This is a genomic window from Roseburia sp. CLA-AA-H209 (genome assembly GCF_020687575.1).
GTDB lineage: Bacteria > Bacillota > Clostridia > Lachnospirales > Lachnospiraceae > Roseburia_C > Roseburia_C amylophila.
The window spans coordinates 100959-119205 of record NZ_JAJEQU010000011.1; the positions used below are offsets into that span (position 1 = coordinate 100959).

Annotated in this window: 17 protein-coding genes; all 17 read left to right on the forward strand. The window is 41.7% G+C overall.

What is annotated here, in order from left to right; all coding sequences use genetic code 11:
• Positions 1–2: 2 nt before the first annotated feature.
• The gene (locus LKD41_RS11140; RefSeq protein WP_227701199.1) at positions 3–509 is read left to right on the forward strand and encodes an HD domain-containing protein; all 507 of its coding nucleotides are present in this window, start codon (positions 3–5) and stop codon (positions 507–509) included.
• Between the two features lie 66 nt (positions 510–575).
• Positions 576–1394 (forward strand): dihydropteroate synthase, encoded by an 819-nt coding sequence (folP, locus tag LKD41_RS11145; RefSeq protein WP_022242496.1) that lies wholly within the window; start codon positions 576–578, stop codon positions 1392–1394.
• On the forward strand, positions 1387–2850 hold the full coding sequence (gene folK / locus LKD41_RS15830; protein WP_331470916.1) for a 2-amino-4-hydroxy-6-hydroxymethyldihydropteridine diphosphokinase: 1464 nt from the start codon (positions 1387–1389) through the stop codon (positions 2848–2850). Before folP ends, folK begins: the two co-directional genes overlap by 8 nt.
• Positions 2837–3580 carry a CPBP family intramembrane glutamic endopeptidase gene (locus tag LKD41_RS11160; RefSeq protein WP_158567185.1) on the forward strand — a complete coding sequence of 248 codons (744 nt, stop codon included), beginning with the start codon at positions 2837–2839 and terminating at the stop codon, positions 3578–3580. Before folK ends, LKD41_RS11160 begins: the two co-directional genes overlap by 14 nt.
• 267 nt (positions 3581–3847) lie before the next feature.
• A complete protein-coding gene (locus LKD41_RS11165; protein ID WP_118056855.1) occupies positions 3848–4102 on the forward strand; it encodes a helix-turn-helix domain-containing protein in 255 nt (84 codons plus the stop codon).
• A complete protein-coding gene (locus LKD41_RS11170) occupies positions 4065–4454 on the forward strand; it encodes a hypothetical protein (protein WP_227701200.1) in 390 nt (129 codons plus the stop codon). The genes LKD41_RS11165 and LKD41_RS11170 overlap by 38 nt, the downstream gene beginning before the upstream one ends.
• Positions 4455–4546: 92 nt before the next feature.
• Complete coding sequence (locus tag LKD41_RS11175; RefSeq protein ID WP_022242501.1) at positions 4547–4798, forward strand: type II toxin-antitoxin system HicA family toxin; 252 nt, start codon at positions 4547–4549, stop codon at positions 4796–4798.
• Positions 4795–5130, forward strand: coding sequence for a type II toxin-antitoxin system HicB family antitoxin (locus tag LKD41_RS11180; RefSeq protein ID WP_022242502.1), 336 nt, complete (start codon positions 4795–4797; stop codon positions 5128–5130). Before LKD41_RS11175 ends, LKD41_RS11180 begins: the two co-directional genes overlap by 4 nt.
• 54 nt (positions 5131–5184) lie before the next feature.
• Positions 5185–5949: a hypothetical protein gene (locus tag LKD41_RS11185; protein WP_227701201.1), complete on the forward strand. Its 765-nt coding sequence runs from the start codon at positions 5185–5187 to the stop codon at positions 5947–5949.
• Positions 5950–6247: 298 nt separating this feature from the next.
• Positions 6248–6919 (forward strand): thioester domain-containing protein, encoded by a 672-nt coding sequence (locus LKD41_RS11190; protein ID WP_227701202.1) that lies wholly within the window; start codon positions 6248–6250, stop codon positions 6917–6919.
• 537 nt (positions 6920–7456) lie between these two features.
• A complete protein-coding gene (gene gltB / locus LKD41_RS11195; RefSeq protein ID WP_227701203.1) occupies positions 7457–12010 on the forward strand; it encodes a glutamate synthase large subunit in 4554 nt (1517 codons plus the stop codon).
• A 14-nt stretch (positions 12011–12024) separates the two neighbouring features.
• Positions 12025–13518, forward strand: coding sequence for a glutamate synthase subunit beta (locus LKD41_RS11200; protein ID WP_022242506.1), 1494 nt, complete (start codon positions 12025–12027; stop codon positions 13516–13518).
• A 166-nt stretch (positions 13519–13684) separates the two neighbouring features.
• Positions 13685–14473, forward strand: coding sequence for a Cof-type HAD-IIB family hydrolase (locus LKD41_RS11205; protein WP_227701204.1), 789 nt, complete (start codon positions 13685–13687; stop codon positions 14471–14473).
• Positions 14474–14705: 232 nt separating this feature from the next.
• Entirely contained in the window at positions 14706–14990 is a 285-nt protein-coding gene (groES, locus tag LKD41_RS11210; RefSeq protein WP_022242508.1) for a co-chaperone GroES, read from the forward strand.
• 67 nt (positions 14991–15057) lie between these two features.
• Positions 15058–16680, forward strand: a complete 1623-nt coding sequence (gene groL / locus LKD41_RS11215; protein WP_022242509.1) for a chaperonin GroEL — start codon at positions 15058–15060, stop codon at positions 16678–16680.
• Between the two features lie 190 nt (positions 16681–16870).
• Positions 16871–17734 (forward strand): DegV family protein, encoded by an 864-nt coding sequence (locus tag LKD41_RS11220; protein ID WP_022242510.1) that lies wholly within the window; start codon positions 16871–16873, stop codon positions 17732–17734.
• 131 nt (positions 17735–17865) lie between these two features.
• The coding region (locus LKD41_RS11225; protein ID WP_227701205.1) for a zinc-ribbon domain-containing protein at positions 17866–18247 on the forward strand (382 nt) is incomplete at its 3' end.

Genomic DNA, 18247 nt, shown 5'->3' on the forward strand with positions numbered 1-18247 from the left:
AAATGGAATATGTAGCGAGACTTTTGCATCAGGAGCAATACCGGAAAACCGTAAAGAAAATTGCCCGTCTGGAAGCGGACAGAATCTATTGCAGACATAATATGGAACATTTTATGGATGTGGCACGTCTGGCACAGATTCGCAATTTAAAGGAGCAGCTTGGTTTGGATGAAGAGATGATATATCTTTATGCCCTGCTTCATGATATTGGTCGTATGAAAGAATATGAACAGGGAATCTCTCATGCAGCGGCATCTGCCGAATTTGCAGGAGAGATTTTTGCGACTATAGGCTATCCGAAGGAAAAAGGAGATATCATCTGCCAGGCAATTCTGGCTCACCGCAGAGAGACCTGTAGTGAGCTGCACGGGGAGAAATTATGGCAGACAGCATTTACACAGCTTATGAAATGGGCGGATAAGGCATCCCGTATGTGCTTTGCCTGTGAAGCAGCAGACAGCTGCAAGTGGAGTGAAGAAGAGAAAAATAAACCGGAGACCTGGTTTTAAGCTGCCAGGCATCCGTAAGAAGCTGCCGGTAGCAGGTTCTACAGGCAGCATAAAAGGAGAAGAAAAATGAGAATAGGCAATCGGACATTTGACACAGCAAATCATACTTATGTAATGGGAATCTTAAATGTAACACCGGATTCTTTTTCGGATGGGGGAAGTTATAACCAGTTAGACCTTGCATTAAAGCATGTAGAAGAAATGATGGCACAGGGGGCAGATATCATCGATGTGGGTGGAGAATCCACAAGACCGGGTTATACAAAGATTTCTGATGAAGAAGAAATTGAGCGTACTGTTCCGGTGGTAGAAGCAATTGTAAGCCGTTTTGATGTGCCGGTTTCCGTAGATACCTATAAAAGTAAGGTGGCAGAGGCTAACCTTGCGGCAGGAGCACATCTTTTAAATGACATCTGGGGACTGAAAGCAGATGATAAAATGGCTGGCGTGATTGCAAAATATGATGCCGCATGCTGTCTGATGCACAACCGCAACGAAGCAGATTATAAGAACTTTATGGAAGATATGAAAAATGATTTACGGGAAACATTACGTCTTGCAAAGGAAGCGGGGATTCGTGAAGATGGTATTATGACAGACCCGGGTGTAGGATTTGGCAAGACTTATGAGAATAATTTAGAAGCTATCCGATGCGTGGGAGAACTGAATGAACTGGGCTATCCGGTGCTGCTTGGCACATCTCGGAAGTCGGTAATCGGTCTGACGCTGGATGTTCCGGCAAAGGAACGCGATACAGCCACAGCAGTAACCAGTGCTTATGCCGTATGGGCACATTGCGGATTTGTCCGCGTACACAATGTGCGTGCCAATGCAGAGGCAATTAAGATGGCAGAAGCAATCAGGGATGGAGGATTACATGGATAAGATTATCATAGAAAATCTTGAACTATTTGCAAATCATGGAGTGTTTCCGGAGGAGACAAAGCTTGGACAGAAGTTTTTGATCAATATGGAGCTTTGCCTTTCTATGCGAAAAGCAGGATGCACAGACGATTTGACAGAATCGGTAAATTATGGAGAAGTCAGCCATTTTGTAACAGAATTTCTGACGACACATACCTATAAGCTGATTGAAGCTGCAGCAGAGCAGACAGCACGGGCAGTGTTATTGCATTTTCCGTTGATTCAGAAATTAAAATTTTCCATACATAAACCATGGGCTCCGGTGGGACTGCCTTTATCAGATGTGGCAGTGGAAATAGAACGGGGCTGGCATAAGGTATATCTTGCCTTTGGTTCCAATATGGGCAACCGGAGAAAATATATTGAAGATGCCGTTGAAGAACTGCGGAACTTAGAAGACTGCAAGGTAGGAAAGGTATCTGATATCCTCGAGACAGAACCTTATGGCGGCGTGGCAGAAGGCGCATTTTTCAATGGATGTCTGGAACTTCGAACCCTGTATACACCGGAAGAATTATTGGAGAAGCTTCATACCATAGAAGCTCATGGCAACCGGGAGCGTAAGATGCGCTGGGGCTCAAGAACGATAGACCTTGATATTTTATTTTATGATGATGAAGTGATATCTACCCCGGAACTTACGATTCCGCATATTGATATGGCAAACCGCCTGTTTGTGTTGGAACCACTCTGTGAAATCGCACCGTATCTCTGGCATCCGGTGTTAAAAAAGACGGTGCTTCAGATGAAACAGGAACTGAAGGGCAGAAAAGACATTGTTTTATTTGATTTGGATGGAACCATTACCAATTCCAAGGAAGGAATAACAAAGTGTGCCCAGTATGCCCTAAAGGCATATGGTATTGACGAACCGGATGCAGATAAGCTTGAATTCTTTATCGGACCGCCACTTAAAAATACTTTTATGGAACATTATGGCATGGATGAAGAGACTGCAGTAGCGGCAGTAGCCAAGTACCGGGAACGCTATCATCCAATCGGTATCTTTGAATGCAGTCTTTTTGATGGCGTTGAGGATGCTTTGAAATCTCTCAAGCGAAAAGGCTATCGTATCGGACTGGCATCCAGTAAGCCGGAAGAATCCTGCCGGCGTATTTTGGAGCATTTCCATATCCTGTCCTATTTTGATGAAGTGGTGGGAGCCACAATGGATGGCAGAATAGACAGCAAATATGAGGTGTTGCAGGAAACGATAAAGCGGATGCATATTTATGATACCACCGAAGCAGTATTGATTGGAGATACCAGATTTGATGTGTCAGGAGCCAAAGAAGCACATATGGACTGCATCGGTATCACTTATGGATTCGGAACGAAAGAAGAGTTGCAGGAGGCTGGTGCAAAAGCAATCTGTGACAGTATTGAGGAGGCGGCAGAATATATTGAAAGATTATAAGCTACTTCGCATCTGGGAAGTGATTTATCCCATCGGTATTTATTTTGTAGTAACAAATGTTGTGATGTTTGTGTTAAATCTCATGCATACAATGACCAATGAAAATTATATGATTTATCAGATTATTGCAACGGTGATAGCATTTCCCTTTATCTATGCTTTCTATCGGAAAGAGGATGGCGGGAAAATGGCAAATCTGCCACGAACCATTTTATTTGCAGCAGCCGCAGGCTTATTTGGCGTAGTGTTAAATAATCTTATCGGATATACCGGCTTAAAAGAAACATCACAGAGCTATCAGGAAGTAAGTGCTGCTTTTTACGGCAGTACTCTGGCATTAGAAATCCTTGGAACCTGTATTATAATTCCGTTCTTAGAGGAACTTCTTTACCGTGGCATCGTTTACCAGCGTTTGAAAGCATTTTTGGGAGTGAAGACGGCAATTGTATTATCGGCAGTAATATTTGGAGCCATGCATTTTAATCTGGTGCAGTTCCTGTATGCCACAGCGGTAGGACTCTTGCTGGCAGTCATCATGGAACAGGAAGGGCTTGGCGCAGCCATGGCAGCCCATATGGTAACGAATCTGGTATCGGTACTTCGAAGCGAGACAAAGCTGTTTCATTTCATGGATGCATCCATGACGGGAAGCGTCATATGCACCGTGGTGGAGAGCGTGCTGATAGTGGTGTTACTGGTGCTGGCTTTCCGTGGTGGAAAAGAGAAGTAAAATCTGGTTAATTGAATAAATTGTAAAAATAAAAGGAATCTAATTTTGATAAAATTCCCCTTTGGTAGATAAGGTAAATGTTCTTAGTCTACTTAAGGGGAATTTTTTTGAAAAAATGGAGAGAAACTGGAAATATGAGAAGCTAAAAAGGTAGAAGATATTTGTTGATGGATATGATAACAATCCTGGATTGCTTGTTGACGACTGTACCCTAATAGGGTATAGTCTAGATAGAAAAAATAATAGAACTGGAAGGTACACTATATTATGAAAGAAGATACAATACTGGTGGAAATAACAAAGATGAGAAAGGAAACTGGATTAAGTCAGAGCCGGTTTGCAGCATACTTTGGAATACCAACAAGAACGTATCAAAAATGGGAACAGAAAGAAAATACGCCAGCTCCATATATTCCGGAAATGATGAGTTATATACTTCATCTTGAGAAAAGAGTAAAGGAGTTGGAGGAGAGACTTTCTAAGTATGAAGAACCGGGGAAAGATGTTGCAGAGGTCCAATAGAATAGAAAAATTTGTGGATGATGTAAAAAGTATTACAAGATTGGATGATTTTGGAAAGTATTTAACTTTTTTATTGGAATTAAATATTTATACATTAAATGTGAACCGAAATTTTTTCGATATTTCGTTAATTCGGAAAGAGGATGGATGTTATTTATATTGCCCGATATTTAATAACGGAACAGCATATCTTTCGGATACGCAAAACAAATATCCATTAGAAAAGAATATTAATACACTTATAGCCGAGGTACGTAATAAAATCTATTCAAGAATATGTGAAATAGATGAACATCAGAAAATAATACATCCAGAGTTTTGCTGGGATGATGTCAGAACAGAATGTTTTTAATGGCAAGGTATAAAAGGCATATATGTGAGTGCAACTAATTTTAGTTGCATCTGCTGTGAGCAGGGAGTATAATATAAAAGGAGAAGAAATTTATGAGCAGAAAGGATAAATTATTAGAGAAACTTTTGCAGAAGCCAAAAGATTTTACCTTTGATGAAATGGTATCATTACTTTCCTATTTGGGATATGAATTAAAACAGGGAGGCACTGGTTCAGGGGTAAAATTTATAAAGGATGGTTCTAATGAAGTGATAAATTTTCATAGACCTCATCCTAATGGGACATTAAAACGCTATATTTTAGACCAGGTGATTGAAAAACTAAGAAAGGATGGCGTATTATGAGTGACTTACTATCATACAAAAATTATAATGGTACAGTAGAGTTTTCGAAAGAAGATAATTGTTTATTTGGTAAAGTAATCGGTATTAAATCGCTGATTTCCTATGAAGGGGCATCCGTAAAGGAATTAGAGCAGGATTTCCATAATGCAGTGGATGAATATCTTGAGGATTGTAAGGAGAGAAATATTGAACCAGAGCAACCTTATAAGGGGACTTTTAATGTAAGAATTAGTCCGGAATTGCATAGAACTATTGCAATCTATGCTATGGAGCATGGAAAAAGTTTAAATGCTGCGGTGGAAGAGGCAATCGACAATATGGTTAAGCTGTAGTGTTTGTTATATTATAATTGACAAAAAAAGAAAAGCTGATGGGAGGAAATCATTATGAAGAAAAGATTAGCGATGATTGCAACAATGTTGATGGTAACAGTAAGTATGGCAGCCTGTGGCGGGAAAAAAGATACTACTGCTGATAAGGAAACTGTTATAAATACAGAAGCTACCGAAGAGGTAGCAGAGACAGAAGAGCCGGCAACGGAAGAATTGGAAGCAGCTACAGAGACAGAAGAGCCGGAAACAGAGGCAGTTGCAGAGCAGGAGACCACTGGAAAACTGGAGAGTAATACTTCCAGTGCAGAGAATACTGCAGCGCAGCCATCTGACAATAATACAAGCAAATCAAATAAGAGCAACAGCAATTCTGGTAACAAGGCAAGTGCAGGCAGTACTGCATCAGCCGGAACAACTACCAGTAATTCCAGTGGAACAACTGGAAGCAGCAATAGCAACACCAATGCTTCTAACAATAATGCAACTCCGGCACATGTTCATACCTGGGTGCTGCATGAGGAAAGCGGTCATTATGAGACGCAGGTTGTTAAGGAAGCCTGGGACGAGCCGATATATAGTGAGGTTTGCTTATGCAATGATTGTGGAGCTGACATAACAAGTGACCCATGGGGACATATTGATACTTATCATAGTGACCCTGATTGCAAAGCAGGTTGGCATTCTGGATGGAGTCAGACCGGAACACAACACCATGATGCAGAAACGAAGCAGGTATGGGTACAGGATGTAGCTCCTTATACACAGTGTAGCGGATGTGGAGAAATCGGACCGGTAGGTTCCGGCATATCCATTAATTAATGAAATAGATTTTGTATAAAGATGGTAAGAGAAGGATTCAAGGTAGTTTTACTTTGAGTCCTTTTTTTATAGATACTTGTACCGGAATCCGGTACGTATAGCTTAGTGGAAGGGAGGATAGAAAACAAAATATAAAGGTAACTGGGAACTGATAATGCTATCGGTTCTTTTTTTGTGCGTGTAATGAGGAAAAGTCTGTACTTGTACAGGACTTTGACGAATACCGTAACATCTTGTGAAAAGTATTTTCACAAGGATATGCTTTCTTTTAGCAAATGGAAGGAGGAAAACGGAAAGTATGAAGAAATTTAGCGTAAAACAGAAGTTAAAAGCGTTCATGGCTGCAGCATTATGTGTTTGTATGGCAGCCAGTCCGCTGACTGCTTTTGCGGAAAGTTTACCGGAGCAGGAAGAATCGATTCTTTCAGATAACTTTGATGAACTGGTACGCAAGGCGGAAGAAGAAAACAAAGAGCATGAAGCGGAGCAGATTGCTCTTAACAGTGCCGATGAGGGATTGGTAGTTAAAACTTATGCCTCTGGAAACTATGATTTTAATGTAGATTTAACCGTAGGAAAGACGATTAATTACAATGGCTATCAGACACACCAGTATAGTCTTTCGGATGGAACTGTAGTTTATTGTCTGGAACCAAGTAAAGCAAATCCGAGTAATGGACAGTATACCTCTTCTGTGTCCAATGATGCACTGCTTTCAGCAGTAGCCTACTATGGATATGGTGGACCGGGATATGAAAGTGATAAGGGTATGTATAACATGCTGCAGGAGAATGTTCGTCCTTATGCTTATGTAATTACCCATATGGCTTTATCCTGGGTGTATGATGGCTGCAGTGATGATTCTGATGCCTTTAAGGGGAATGCAGCTACTGCAGATGGTATTAAAAACATGGTAAATCTTATGGATATTGATGCTTATTTGCCTTTTCATCGAAATACAGATATATAATAAGGGCTGTTAGGGGCACTTGGAATTTTGTTTGATATACTGGCAACGCTGGCACAGGGATGTGCCGGCGAGGTGCATATGAACATGGATGTGAATTTGCACCGGTTGCCGGATAGGCAAAAAAGTATATCGAAATTCCCAGTGCCCCTTACAGTCCTTATGTAATATCCGTATTCGATGAAAAGGCAGATACACTCAAAACCTTCCTAAGAAATTTCAGGATAACAGAGAAACAATTCAGACACAATTTAAAATAGCAGGCAAATTCAAAAGGCTTATGAAAAAATATTTTCAACAAAGAACACGTTGAATTGTTTTGATAAGCTTTTTTTATATGTAAAAAACTGATAAATATAAATACAATAAAAGAATATAAAATGAATTGTCTAATAATCAGACAATAGCAAGAAAAAAACTATTGCAAAGTATATTATGCCGGGTGTAAACTTAGTTCAGAAAATAAAAGCACTTTAAAGCAGCAGAGTGCAGGTAACAAAGTAAGACAGAAAATAAAGAGAAAGCAGAAAGGGAACGATTATGACAGAACAGTGGAATGAAAGTACAGCAGTAGCACAGGGTATGTATAATCCGAATTTTGAACATGATAACTGCGGTATCGGAGCTGTGGTAAACATCAAAGGTATCAAATCCCATGCGACGGTAGAAAATGCTTTAAAAATCGTAGAGAACTTAAAGCACAGAGCTGGTAAGGATGCAGAAGGAAAAACCGGTGACGGTGTTGGTATTCTGCTTCAGGTATCACACAAATTTTTCTCCAAGGTAGCAAAGGAATCAGATATTGAACTTGGTGGAGAAAGAGATTACGGTGTTGGAATGTTTTTCTTCCCACAGGATGAACTGAAACGGAATCAGGCAAAGAAAATGTTTGAGGTTATCGTGGAAAAGGAAGGAATGAAATTCTTAGGATGGAGAAAAGTTCCGACTGACCCGGATAAACTGGGACAGAAAGCAGTAGACTGTATGCCATATATCATGCAGGGATTTGTAAAACGTCCAGCTGAAGTAGCCAGGGGACTTGATTTTGACCGCCGGCTGTATGTGGCAAGACGGGTATTCGAGCAGTCCAATGATGACACTTATGTAGTATCCCTTTCCAGCCGAACCATCGTATATAAGGGAATGTTTTTAGTAGACCAGCTGCGTCAGTTCTTTGCAGACCTTCAGGATAAAGATTATGAGTCTGCAATCGCAACCGTACACTCCAGATTCTCAACCAACACCAATCCAAGCTGGGAGAGAGCACATCCGAACCGTTTCATCGTACATAACGGAGAGATTAATACCATCAAAGGTAATGCAGATAAGATGCTTGCCCGTGAAGAGACCATGGAGTCCGAAGAACTGAAAGGGGAACTGCAGAAAGTCCTTCCGGTTATTAATTCCGAAGGTTCTGACTCAGCAATGTTAGATAATACCTTAGAGTTCTTAGTAATGAGTGGAATGGATTTACCACTGGCAGTTATGATTATGATTCCGGAGCCATGGGCAAATAACAATACCATGTCCCAGAAGAAGAAAGACTTCTATCAGTACTATGCAACCATGATGGAGCCGTGGGATGGACCAGCCTCTATTCTTTTCTCAGATGGAGATGTCATGGGAGCTGTTCTTGACCGTAATGGATTAAGACCTTCCAGATATTATATTACCGATGATGACCAGCTGATTCTTTCTTCCGAGGTCGGAGTACTTGATATTGATCCGACCAAGATTGTTGTAAAAGAAAGACTTCGTCCGGGTAAAATGCTCTTAGTAGATACCATCCAGGGAAGAGTCATCAATGATGATGAATTAAAAGAGTATTACGCAAGCAAACAGCCTTATGGTGAATGGCTTGACCGTAACCTGATTAAACTGGAGGATTTAAAGATTCCAAATCAGCGTGTTCCGGAATATACCAAAGAAGAGCGTCAGAGAATGCAGAAAGCATTCGGTTATACTTACGAATCACTGCGTGAAGCAATCCTTCCGATGGCATTAAACGGAGGAGAAGGAACTTCTGCAATGGGTATTGATACTCCGCTGGCAGCACTGGCAGGAGACCATCAGCCACTGTTTAATTATTTCAAACAGTTATTTGCACAGGTAACAAACCCGCCAATTGATTCCATTCGTGAGAAAGTGGTAACATCAACTACCGTATATATCGGAGAAGATGGTAACCTGCTGGAAGAAAAGGCGATTAACTGCCAGGTATTAAAGGTAGATAACCCGATTCTTACCAACACAGATTTGATGAAAATCAAAAATATGAAAGTAGAAGGCTTCAAGGTTGTGGTTCTTCCTACTACATATTATAAGAATACAAGCCTGGAAAAAGCATTGGATCATCTGTTTGTAGAAGCAGACCGTGCATACCGTGACGGTGCAAATATCCTGATTCTTTCCGACCGTGGCATTGATGAGAACCATGTGGCAATCCCATCCCTTCTGGCAGTATCCGGTTTGCAGCAGCATCTGGTAAAGACCAAGAAGAGAACTGCAGTTGCCATGATTCTGGAATCCGGTGAACCAAGAGAAGTACATCATTTTGCAACATTGCTTGGTTATGGTGCCTGTGCAATCAATCCATATCTGGCACAGGATACCGTAAAGCAGTTAGTAGACGAGCATATGTTAGACAAGGATTACTATGCAGCAATCCATGATTACAATCAGGCAATTATCAGTGGTATCGTAAAAATTGCTTCCAAAATGGGTATTTCAACCATTCAGTCTTATCAGGGTTCTAAGATTTTTGAGGCAATTGGTATTGACTCCGCAGTAATTGATAAATATTTCACAAATACCGTAAGCCGTATCGGTGGAATTACACTGGAAGACATTGCAAAAGATGTAGATACTCTGCATTCTGCAGCCTATGATCCATTGGGATTAGAGACAGACCTTACTTTAGACAGCAAGGGACGTCACAAGATGAGAAGTGGCGCAGATGTTCACCTTTATAATCCGGCAACCATCCACCTTTTACAGGAATCAACCAAACGTGGAGATTACAACCTTTTCAAACAGTACACAGATCTTGTGAACAGCGAAGAGCGTGATGCAAATATTCGTGGACTGATGGATTTCAATTTCCCGAAAAAAGGTGTTCCGATTGAAGAAGTAGAAAGCGTAGATTCTATTGTAACAAGATTTAAAACAGGTGCGATGTCCTATGGTTCTATTTCCAAGGAAGCCCATGAAACACTGGCAATTGCCATGAACCATTTACATGGTAAATCCAATACCGGTGAGGGTGGAGAAGATCCGGACCGTATCGCAAGTAAACATACAAGCTTAGACAGATGTTCTGCAATCAAGCAGGTAGCGTCCGGCCGGTTTGGTGTAACCAGCCGTTACTTGGTCAGTGCAGAAGAGATTCAGATTAAGATGGCACAGGGTGCAAAACCTGGTGAAGGTGGACACCTTCCGGGCAAGAAAGTTTATCCTTGGATTGCAAAGACAAGACTTTCCACACCGGGTGTATCCTTAATTTCACCGCCACCTCATCATGATATCTACTCCATCGAGGATTTGGAGCAGTTGATTTACGATTTGAAGAATGCCAACCGTGATGCAAGAATTTCCGTAAAACTGGTATCAGAAGCAGGTGTGGGTACAGTCGCAGCCGGTGTTGCCAAAGCAGGAGCGCAGGTAGTATTGATTTCTGGATATGACGGTGGTACCGGTGCAGCACCAAGCAGTTCTATCCATAATGCAGGACTTCCTTGGGAACTTGGACTTGCAGAGACACACCAGACTCTGATTATGAACGGACTTCGTAATAAGGTAAGAATCGAGACAGACGGTAAGCTGATGAGCGGCCGTGATGTAGCAATTGCTGCATTGCTTGGAGCAGAAGAGTACGGATTTGCAACTGCACCGCTGGTAACCATGGGATGCGTGATGATGCGTGTATGTAATCTGGATACCTGCCCTGCCGGAATCGCAACACAGAATCCGGAGCTTCGGAAACGTTTCGCGGGAAAACCGGAATATGTAGAAAACTTCATGCGGTTTATTGCAGAAGAATTAAGAGAAATCATGGCGAAGTTAGGCTGCCGTACCATTGATGAAATGGTAGGAAGAAGTGACCTTCTCCGGGTAAGAGAGGATTTGACAGACCGGGAAAAAGAAATCGACCTTTCCAAGATTTTGAATAACCCGTTTGCAGGACCAAAGGAGAAAGTTACATTTGATCCAAAACATGTATACGATTTCGAACTGGAGAAGACCAAGGACGAAACTGTACTGTTAAAACAGCTTTCTTCCGCACTGGATAAGAAACAGAAGAGAAGCATTGATGTAGAAGTAAGCAATACAGACCGTTCCTTTGGTACCATCTTTGGTTCCGAGATTACAAAGAAATATGACGATACTTTAGAGGAAGATACCTTTATCGTAAAATGTACCGGTGCCGGCGGACAGAGCTTTGGCGCATTCATTCCAAAGGGACTTACCTTAGAGCTGGTAGGAGATTCCAACGATTACTTCGGAAAAGGACTTTCCGGTGGAAAACTGGTTGTCTACGCTCCGGCAGGTGTGAAATATAAGAAGGATGAAAATATCATCATCGGTAACGTAGCACTTTACGGTGCAACCAGTGGTAAAGCATTTATCAGTGGTGTGGCAGGAGAACGTTTCTGCGTACGAAATTCCGGAGCTTCTGCAGTAGTAGAAGGTGTCGGTGACCATGGATGTGAATACATGACCGGTGGACGTGTGGTTATCCTTGGTAAGACTGGTAAAAACTTTGCAGCCGGAATGAGCGGTGGTATCGCTTATGTATTAGATGAGGATAACGACCTTTATACCAGAATCAATAAGGAAATGGTATTCTCAGAAGAAGTCGGAAACAAATATGATGTTATGGAATTAAAAGATATGATTAAAGAACACGTAGCTTTGACCAATTCTGAAAAGGGAAAAGAAATCTTAGATAACTTCAGTGAGTATCTGCCGAAGTTCAAGAAAGTAATTCCATACGATTATAACCGTATGTTAATGGCAATTGTTCAGATGGAAGAAAAAGGATTGTCTTCCGAACAGGCACAGATTGAAGCATTTTATGCGAATACAAGAAATTAAGGAGGGGACGCAAAATGGGAAAACCAACAGGATTTATGGAATATGACAGAGAGAATGCAGCAGCGGTTGCACCAAAGGAGCGTATCAAGAACTTTAACGAGTTCCATACCCCTCTCTCAAAAGAGAAACAAAGAGTACAGGCAGCACGTTGTATGAACTGCGGCGTGCCGTTCTGCCAGGCTGGTATGAATATCATGGGAATGACCAGCGGATGTCCGCTGCATAATCTGGTACCGGAGTGGAATGACCTTTTGTATACCAACAACTGGGAGCAGGCATATAACCGTCTGACCAAGACCAACAACTTCCCGGAATTTACCTCAAGAGTATGTCCGGCACTTTGTGAAGCAGCCTGTACCTGCGGACACTGGGAAGACCCGGTAACCTGTAAGGCAAATGAGCATGGAATCATTGAAAATGCCTATGAAAAAGGATATGCTGCAGCAAAACCTCCAAGAGTCCGTACCGGAAAGAAGGTTGCAATCATCGGTTCCGGTCCTGCCGGACTTGCAGCAGCAGACCAGTTGAATAAAAGAGGACATTCCGTTACCGTATTTGAAAGAGATGACCGTGTCGGTGGACTTTTGATGTATGGAATCCCGAATATGAAGCTGGAAAAATGGGTTATTGACCGTAAGATTAATATAATGAAAGAAGAGGGTGTCGAGTTTATTACCAATGCCAATGTTGGAAAAGACATCAAGCCGGCAAAACTCTTAAAAGAATATGACCGTGTCATCTTAGCCTGTGGAGCAAAGAATCCAAGAGACATCAAAGCTCCGGGCAGAGATGCAGAAGGCATTTACTTTGCAGTAGATTTCTTAAAGGCAACTACCAAGAGCCTTTTAGATTCCGAGCTTAAAGATAACAAATATATTTCTGCCAAGGGAAAGAAAGTAGTTATCATCGGTGGTGGAGATACCGGAAATGACTGTGTCGGAACTTCTATCCGTCACGGTGCAGCCAGTGTCATCCAGCTTGAAATGATGCCAAAAGCACCGGATGAGCGTGCAGAGAACAACCCATGGCCGGAGTGGCCAAGAGTCTGCAAGACAGACTACGGTCAGGAAGAAGCAATTGCTATGTTCGGTTCCGACCCTCGTATTTACCAGACAACCGTAAAAGAGTTCTTAAAAGACAAGAACGGTAAGCTCTGCGGATTAAAAACCGTAAAATTAGAGGGCAAAAAGGATGAAAAGACCGGACGGATGCAGATGGTGGAAGTACCGGGCTCCGAAAGCAAGTTAGATTGTGATCTGGTTCTGATTGCAGCAGGCTTCCTTGGAACAGAAGATTACATTGCCAAAGCATTCGGCGTAGACTTAAATGCCAGAACCAATGTGGCAACAGAAGCCGGTCATTACAAGACCAACGTGGAAAATGTCTTTACAGCAGGAGATATGCATCGTGGACAGTCCCTGGTTGTATGGGCAATCCGTGAAGGAAGAGAAGCAGCCCGTGAAGTAGACGAAAGTCTGATGGGATATTCTTATCTTTCCGTACAGTAATGAAAATTACAATATAATGATAGAAGAAAGTCGTCTGACTATGGTGCACCGGAGGGTGAGCTGTGGCAGGCGGCTTTTTCGTGGTTGACACATTCTGCTTTTGGGGCATAAAATAACCCTTGTGACAAAAAGAGCGAGAAGAAAACAGCGAAAGGACATAAAGAGAATGAGCAGGAAAGCAGTATTTTTTGATATTGATGGAACATTGTGGGACGAGCATTTTGTGATACCGGAGAGCGCAAAGGAAGCAATCCGGAAGCTGCGGGAAAATGGACATCTGGCATTTCTCTGCAGCGGAAGAACCAGAGCATTTATTCAGGATGAAAGATTGCTGACACTGGGATTCGACGGAATTGTGGCAGGCTGCGGTACCTGGATAGAGATGGATGGAAAAACACTTTTTTATAAAAAATTAGAACAGGAATTGATAGAGGATACCATACATATATTAAAAGAGTATGGAATTCCTACGGTATATGAGGGAAGCCGGAATTTGTATATGGATCTGGAAGAATTTGAAGAAGACCCTTATGGCTTGAGACTAAAAGAGACATTGGGAGAGGATTTGCTGCCGGTAACGGGAAATGAAGCAATTATGGAAATCAGTAAGTTTTCCTGCTCCACACCGGATGATGCTTATCTTAAGGTACTTTCCCATCTGGAAGAGAATTTCACACCGCTGGTGCATGATGCGGCATGCGCAGAGTTTGTTCCAAAAGGATTTTCCAAAGCGTCCGGCATCGAAAAAACCTGTGAGCTTCTTGGTATTGAGAAAGAAGATACCTATGCATTTGGAGACAGTATCAATGATGTGGAAATGTTAAAGCATGTGCAGCATGGAATTGCCATGGGAAATGGTACCAAAGCAGCAAAAGAAGCAGCGGATTATATCACAGCACCATTGCACGAAGACGGCATTTATAAGGGATTGGAGCATTTTGGACTGATTTCATAAACAAATCTAAAAAAAGTATTAAATCGTTACAAATTACAGAAAGTGAGAAAACGAGAGAAAAAACGAGATATTAAGAGTAAATATAAGGAAACAAGAGAAAAATAAAAAATGGTCAGGCTTGCGAAAAAGAGACGCAGAAACTATTATATGACTATCGGTTAGCACTCGGCTTGAATGAGTGCTAATAAAAAAGAAAGAAAACAAAGAGATCGAATCAAGGAGGCAATGAATCATGAAATTAGTACCATTATCAGACAGAGTTGTATTAAAACAGTTAAAAGCAGAGGAAAAAACCAAATCCGGAATTATCTTAGCAAGTGCTGCACAGGAGAAACCACAGGAAGCAGAAGTAATCGCAGTTGGTCCTGGCGGAGTGGTAGATGGCAAAGAAGTTACCATGCAGGTAAAAGAAGGACAGAAGGTTATTTATTCTAAATATGCCGGAACAGAAGTAAAACTGGATGGCGAAGAATATATCATCGTAAAGCAGAATGATATTCTTGCAGTAGTAGAATAATCGAATTGATAATTGGTAAATAAAACAAATAATAAAATAGGAAAATAGAAGAAAGAGGTAAGAAATTATGGCAAAGGAAATCAAATATGGAACAGAAGCCAGAACAGCATTAGAGGCTGGAGTTGATAAACTGGCAAATACAGTCAGAGTAACAATCGGACCAAAAGGAAGAAACGTTGTACTGGATAAATCATATGGCGCTCCATTAATCACAAACGATGGTGTTACCATTGCAAAAGAAATCGAATTGGAAGATGCATTCGAAAATATGGGCGCACAGCTTGTAAAAGAAGTAGCAACCAAGACCAATGACGTTGCTGGTGATGGTACTACAACAGCAACCGTTCTTGCACAGGCAATGATTCAGGAAGGAATGAAGAACTTAGAGGCTGGTGCAAACCCAATCGTTTTAAGACGTGGTATGAAGAAAGCAACTGAAAAAGCAGTTGAAACAATCGCAGCAATGTCTTCTAAAGTAACCGGAAAAGACCAGATTGCAAAAGTTGCATCTATTTCCGCAGGTGATGAAAGCGTTGGCAACATGGTAGCAGACGCAATGGAAAAAGTTTCCAATGATGGTGTTATTACCATTGAAGAGAGCAAGACCATGCAGACAGAGCTTGACCTGGTAGAAGGTATGCAGTTTGACCGTGGATACATTTCCGCATATATGTGCACAGATATGGATAAGATGGAAGCAGTTTTAGATGAGCCGTACATCTTAATTACCGATAAGAAAATCAGCAACATTCAGGAAATCCTTCCACTGTTAGAACAGATTGTTCAGTCCGGTTCCAGACTTCTTATCATTGCTGAAGATATCGAGGGTGAAGCTTTAACTACATTGATTGTAAATAAACTGCGTGGAACATTTAACGTTGTAGCAGTAAAAGCTCCAGGATATGGCGACAGAAGAAAAGAAATGTTAAAAGATATCGCTATCCTTACCGGTGGTCAGGTAATTTCAGAAGAAGTTGGTCTGGAATTAAAAGATGCTACTATGGCACAGCTTGGCCGTGCAAAATCTGTTAAGGTTAAGAAAGAGAACACCGTTATCGTTGATGGTGAAGGAAATAAAGAAGAAATCCAGGCAAGAATCGGCCAGATTCGTGCACAGCTTGAAGAGACAACATCTGAATTTGATAAAGAAAAATTACAGGAAAGACTTGCAAAACTGGCAGGCGGCGTAGCAGTTATCCGTGTTGGCGCTGCAACAGAGACAGAAATGAAAGAAGCAAAACTTCGTATGGAAGATGCTTTGAATGCAACAAGAGCAGCAGTCGAAGAAGGAATCATCGCAGGTGGCGGTTCTGCATACATCCATGCATCCAAAGAGGTTGCAAAGCTTGCTGAGACATTGGAAGGTGATGAGAAGACCGGTGCAAAGGTTATCTTAAAAGCATTGGAGGCTCCATTGTATTACATTTCCGCAAATGCAGGTCTCGAAGGTGCAGTTATTATTAATAAAGTAAAAGAGTCCGCTCCTGGTATCGGATTTAATGCAGCAACAGAAGAATATGTAGATATGGTAGAAGCTGGTATCCTTGACCCGGTTAAGGTTACAAGAAGTGCTTTGCAGAATGCAACATCTGTAGCATCTACATTACTTACAACGGAATCTGTTGTAGCAAATATCAAAGAAGATGCTCCTGCAATGCCGGCAGGAAACCCAGGTATGGGAATGATGTAATAAGAAAATAAAATATATTACTGAAAAGTAAGGATAGAGAGCTCCTGGCTGCGGATAATGCAGTCAGGAGTTTTACTATGCAGTTTTTTTCCTGATGTTAGTTTTTTGGGGGCAGTTGTTTTGATTTGCAAAATATGTTACAATTATTTCATTGTGTAACATGAAGTCTGAATAGCAAGGAGGAAGAAAAATGGGAAAGGTAGTTATTCTTACAGACAGTTCCAGTGGAATTCGTCAGGCAGAAGCGCAGCAGTTAGGGATTAGCGTATTACCAATGCCTTTTTTTATAAATGGTGAAACACTGTTTGAGGATATCAATCTGACACAGGATACATTTTATGAGCATCTGACAGATGGAGCAGAGATTTCAACATCCATGCCGGCAGTAGGAGACCTTACAGACCGTTGGGATGAGCTTTTAAAAGAATATGATGAAATAGTATACATTCCTTTATCCAGTGGATTGAGCAGTTCCTGTGAGACAGCAACAGCATTATCTTCAGATGAAGAGTATGAGGGCAAGGTTTTTGTAGTAAACAATCAGAGAATTTCTGTAACACAGAAACAGTCCGTATTTGATGCAATCAGGCTGGCAGAGAGTGGCAAGAGCGGAAAAGAGATTAAAGATATTTTAGAGGATGCAAAATTCCAGTCCAGCATTTATATCATGGTAGATACCCTTTACTATCTGAAAAAAGGTGGAAGAATTACACCGGCAGCAGCAGCACTGGGAACATTGTTGAAATTAAAACCGGTATTACAGATTCAGGGTGAAAAGCTGGATGCTTTTGCAAAAGCCAGAACGGTAAAGCAGGCAAAAAGCATTATGATAAAAGCAGTAAAAGATGACTATGCATCCCGCTTTAAGGAGTGTCAGGATGAGATGCAGCTTTGTATTGCATACACTGGAGATATAAGTGCAGCGATGGAATTCCACAAAGAAGTGGAAGCAGAATTTGGGATTACAGACATTATGATGGATCCGCTTTCTTTAAATGTATCCTGCCATATTGGACCGGGAGCATTAGCACTTGCCTGTGCAAGAAAATTATAAGATTTAAAGTGTAAATTCTCGGTAAAATTGATTGACCAACCACAAAATATTGTGTAAAATTGAAATAGTTTAACTCGTTAATGCATAAAAGCAAGTAACATATCATGGTAAAACCAAGGAGGAAAATGAAAATGGCATTTTGTGGAAATTGTGGCACACAAGTGGGTGATGATGCAGATTTTTGCCCGAATTGTGGCCAGAAATTAAAAGGGGAGATGGAACAGCCGGCAGAGCAGGCAGCACCGGTACAGGAACAGCCGGCAGAGCAGGAAACACCGGTACAGGAACAGCCGGCAGAGCAGGAAACACCGGTACAGGAACAGCCGGCAGAACAGGCAGCACCGGTACAGGGACAGCCGCAGCAGGGACAGTTCCAGGGACAGCCGCAGCAGGGACAGTTCCAGAGTCAGCCGCAGCAGGGACAGTTCCAGGGACAGCCGCAGCAGGGACAGTTCCAGGGACAGCCGCAGCAGGGACAGTTCCAGGGAAGACCACAGCAGGGACAGTTCCAGG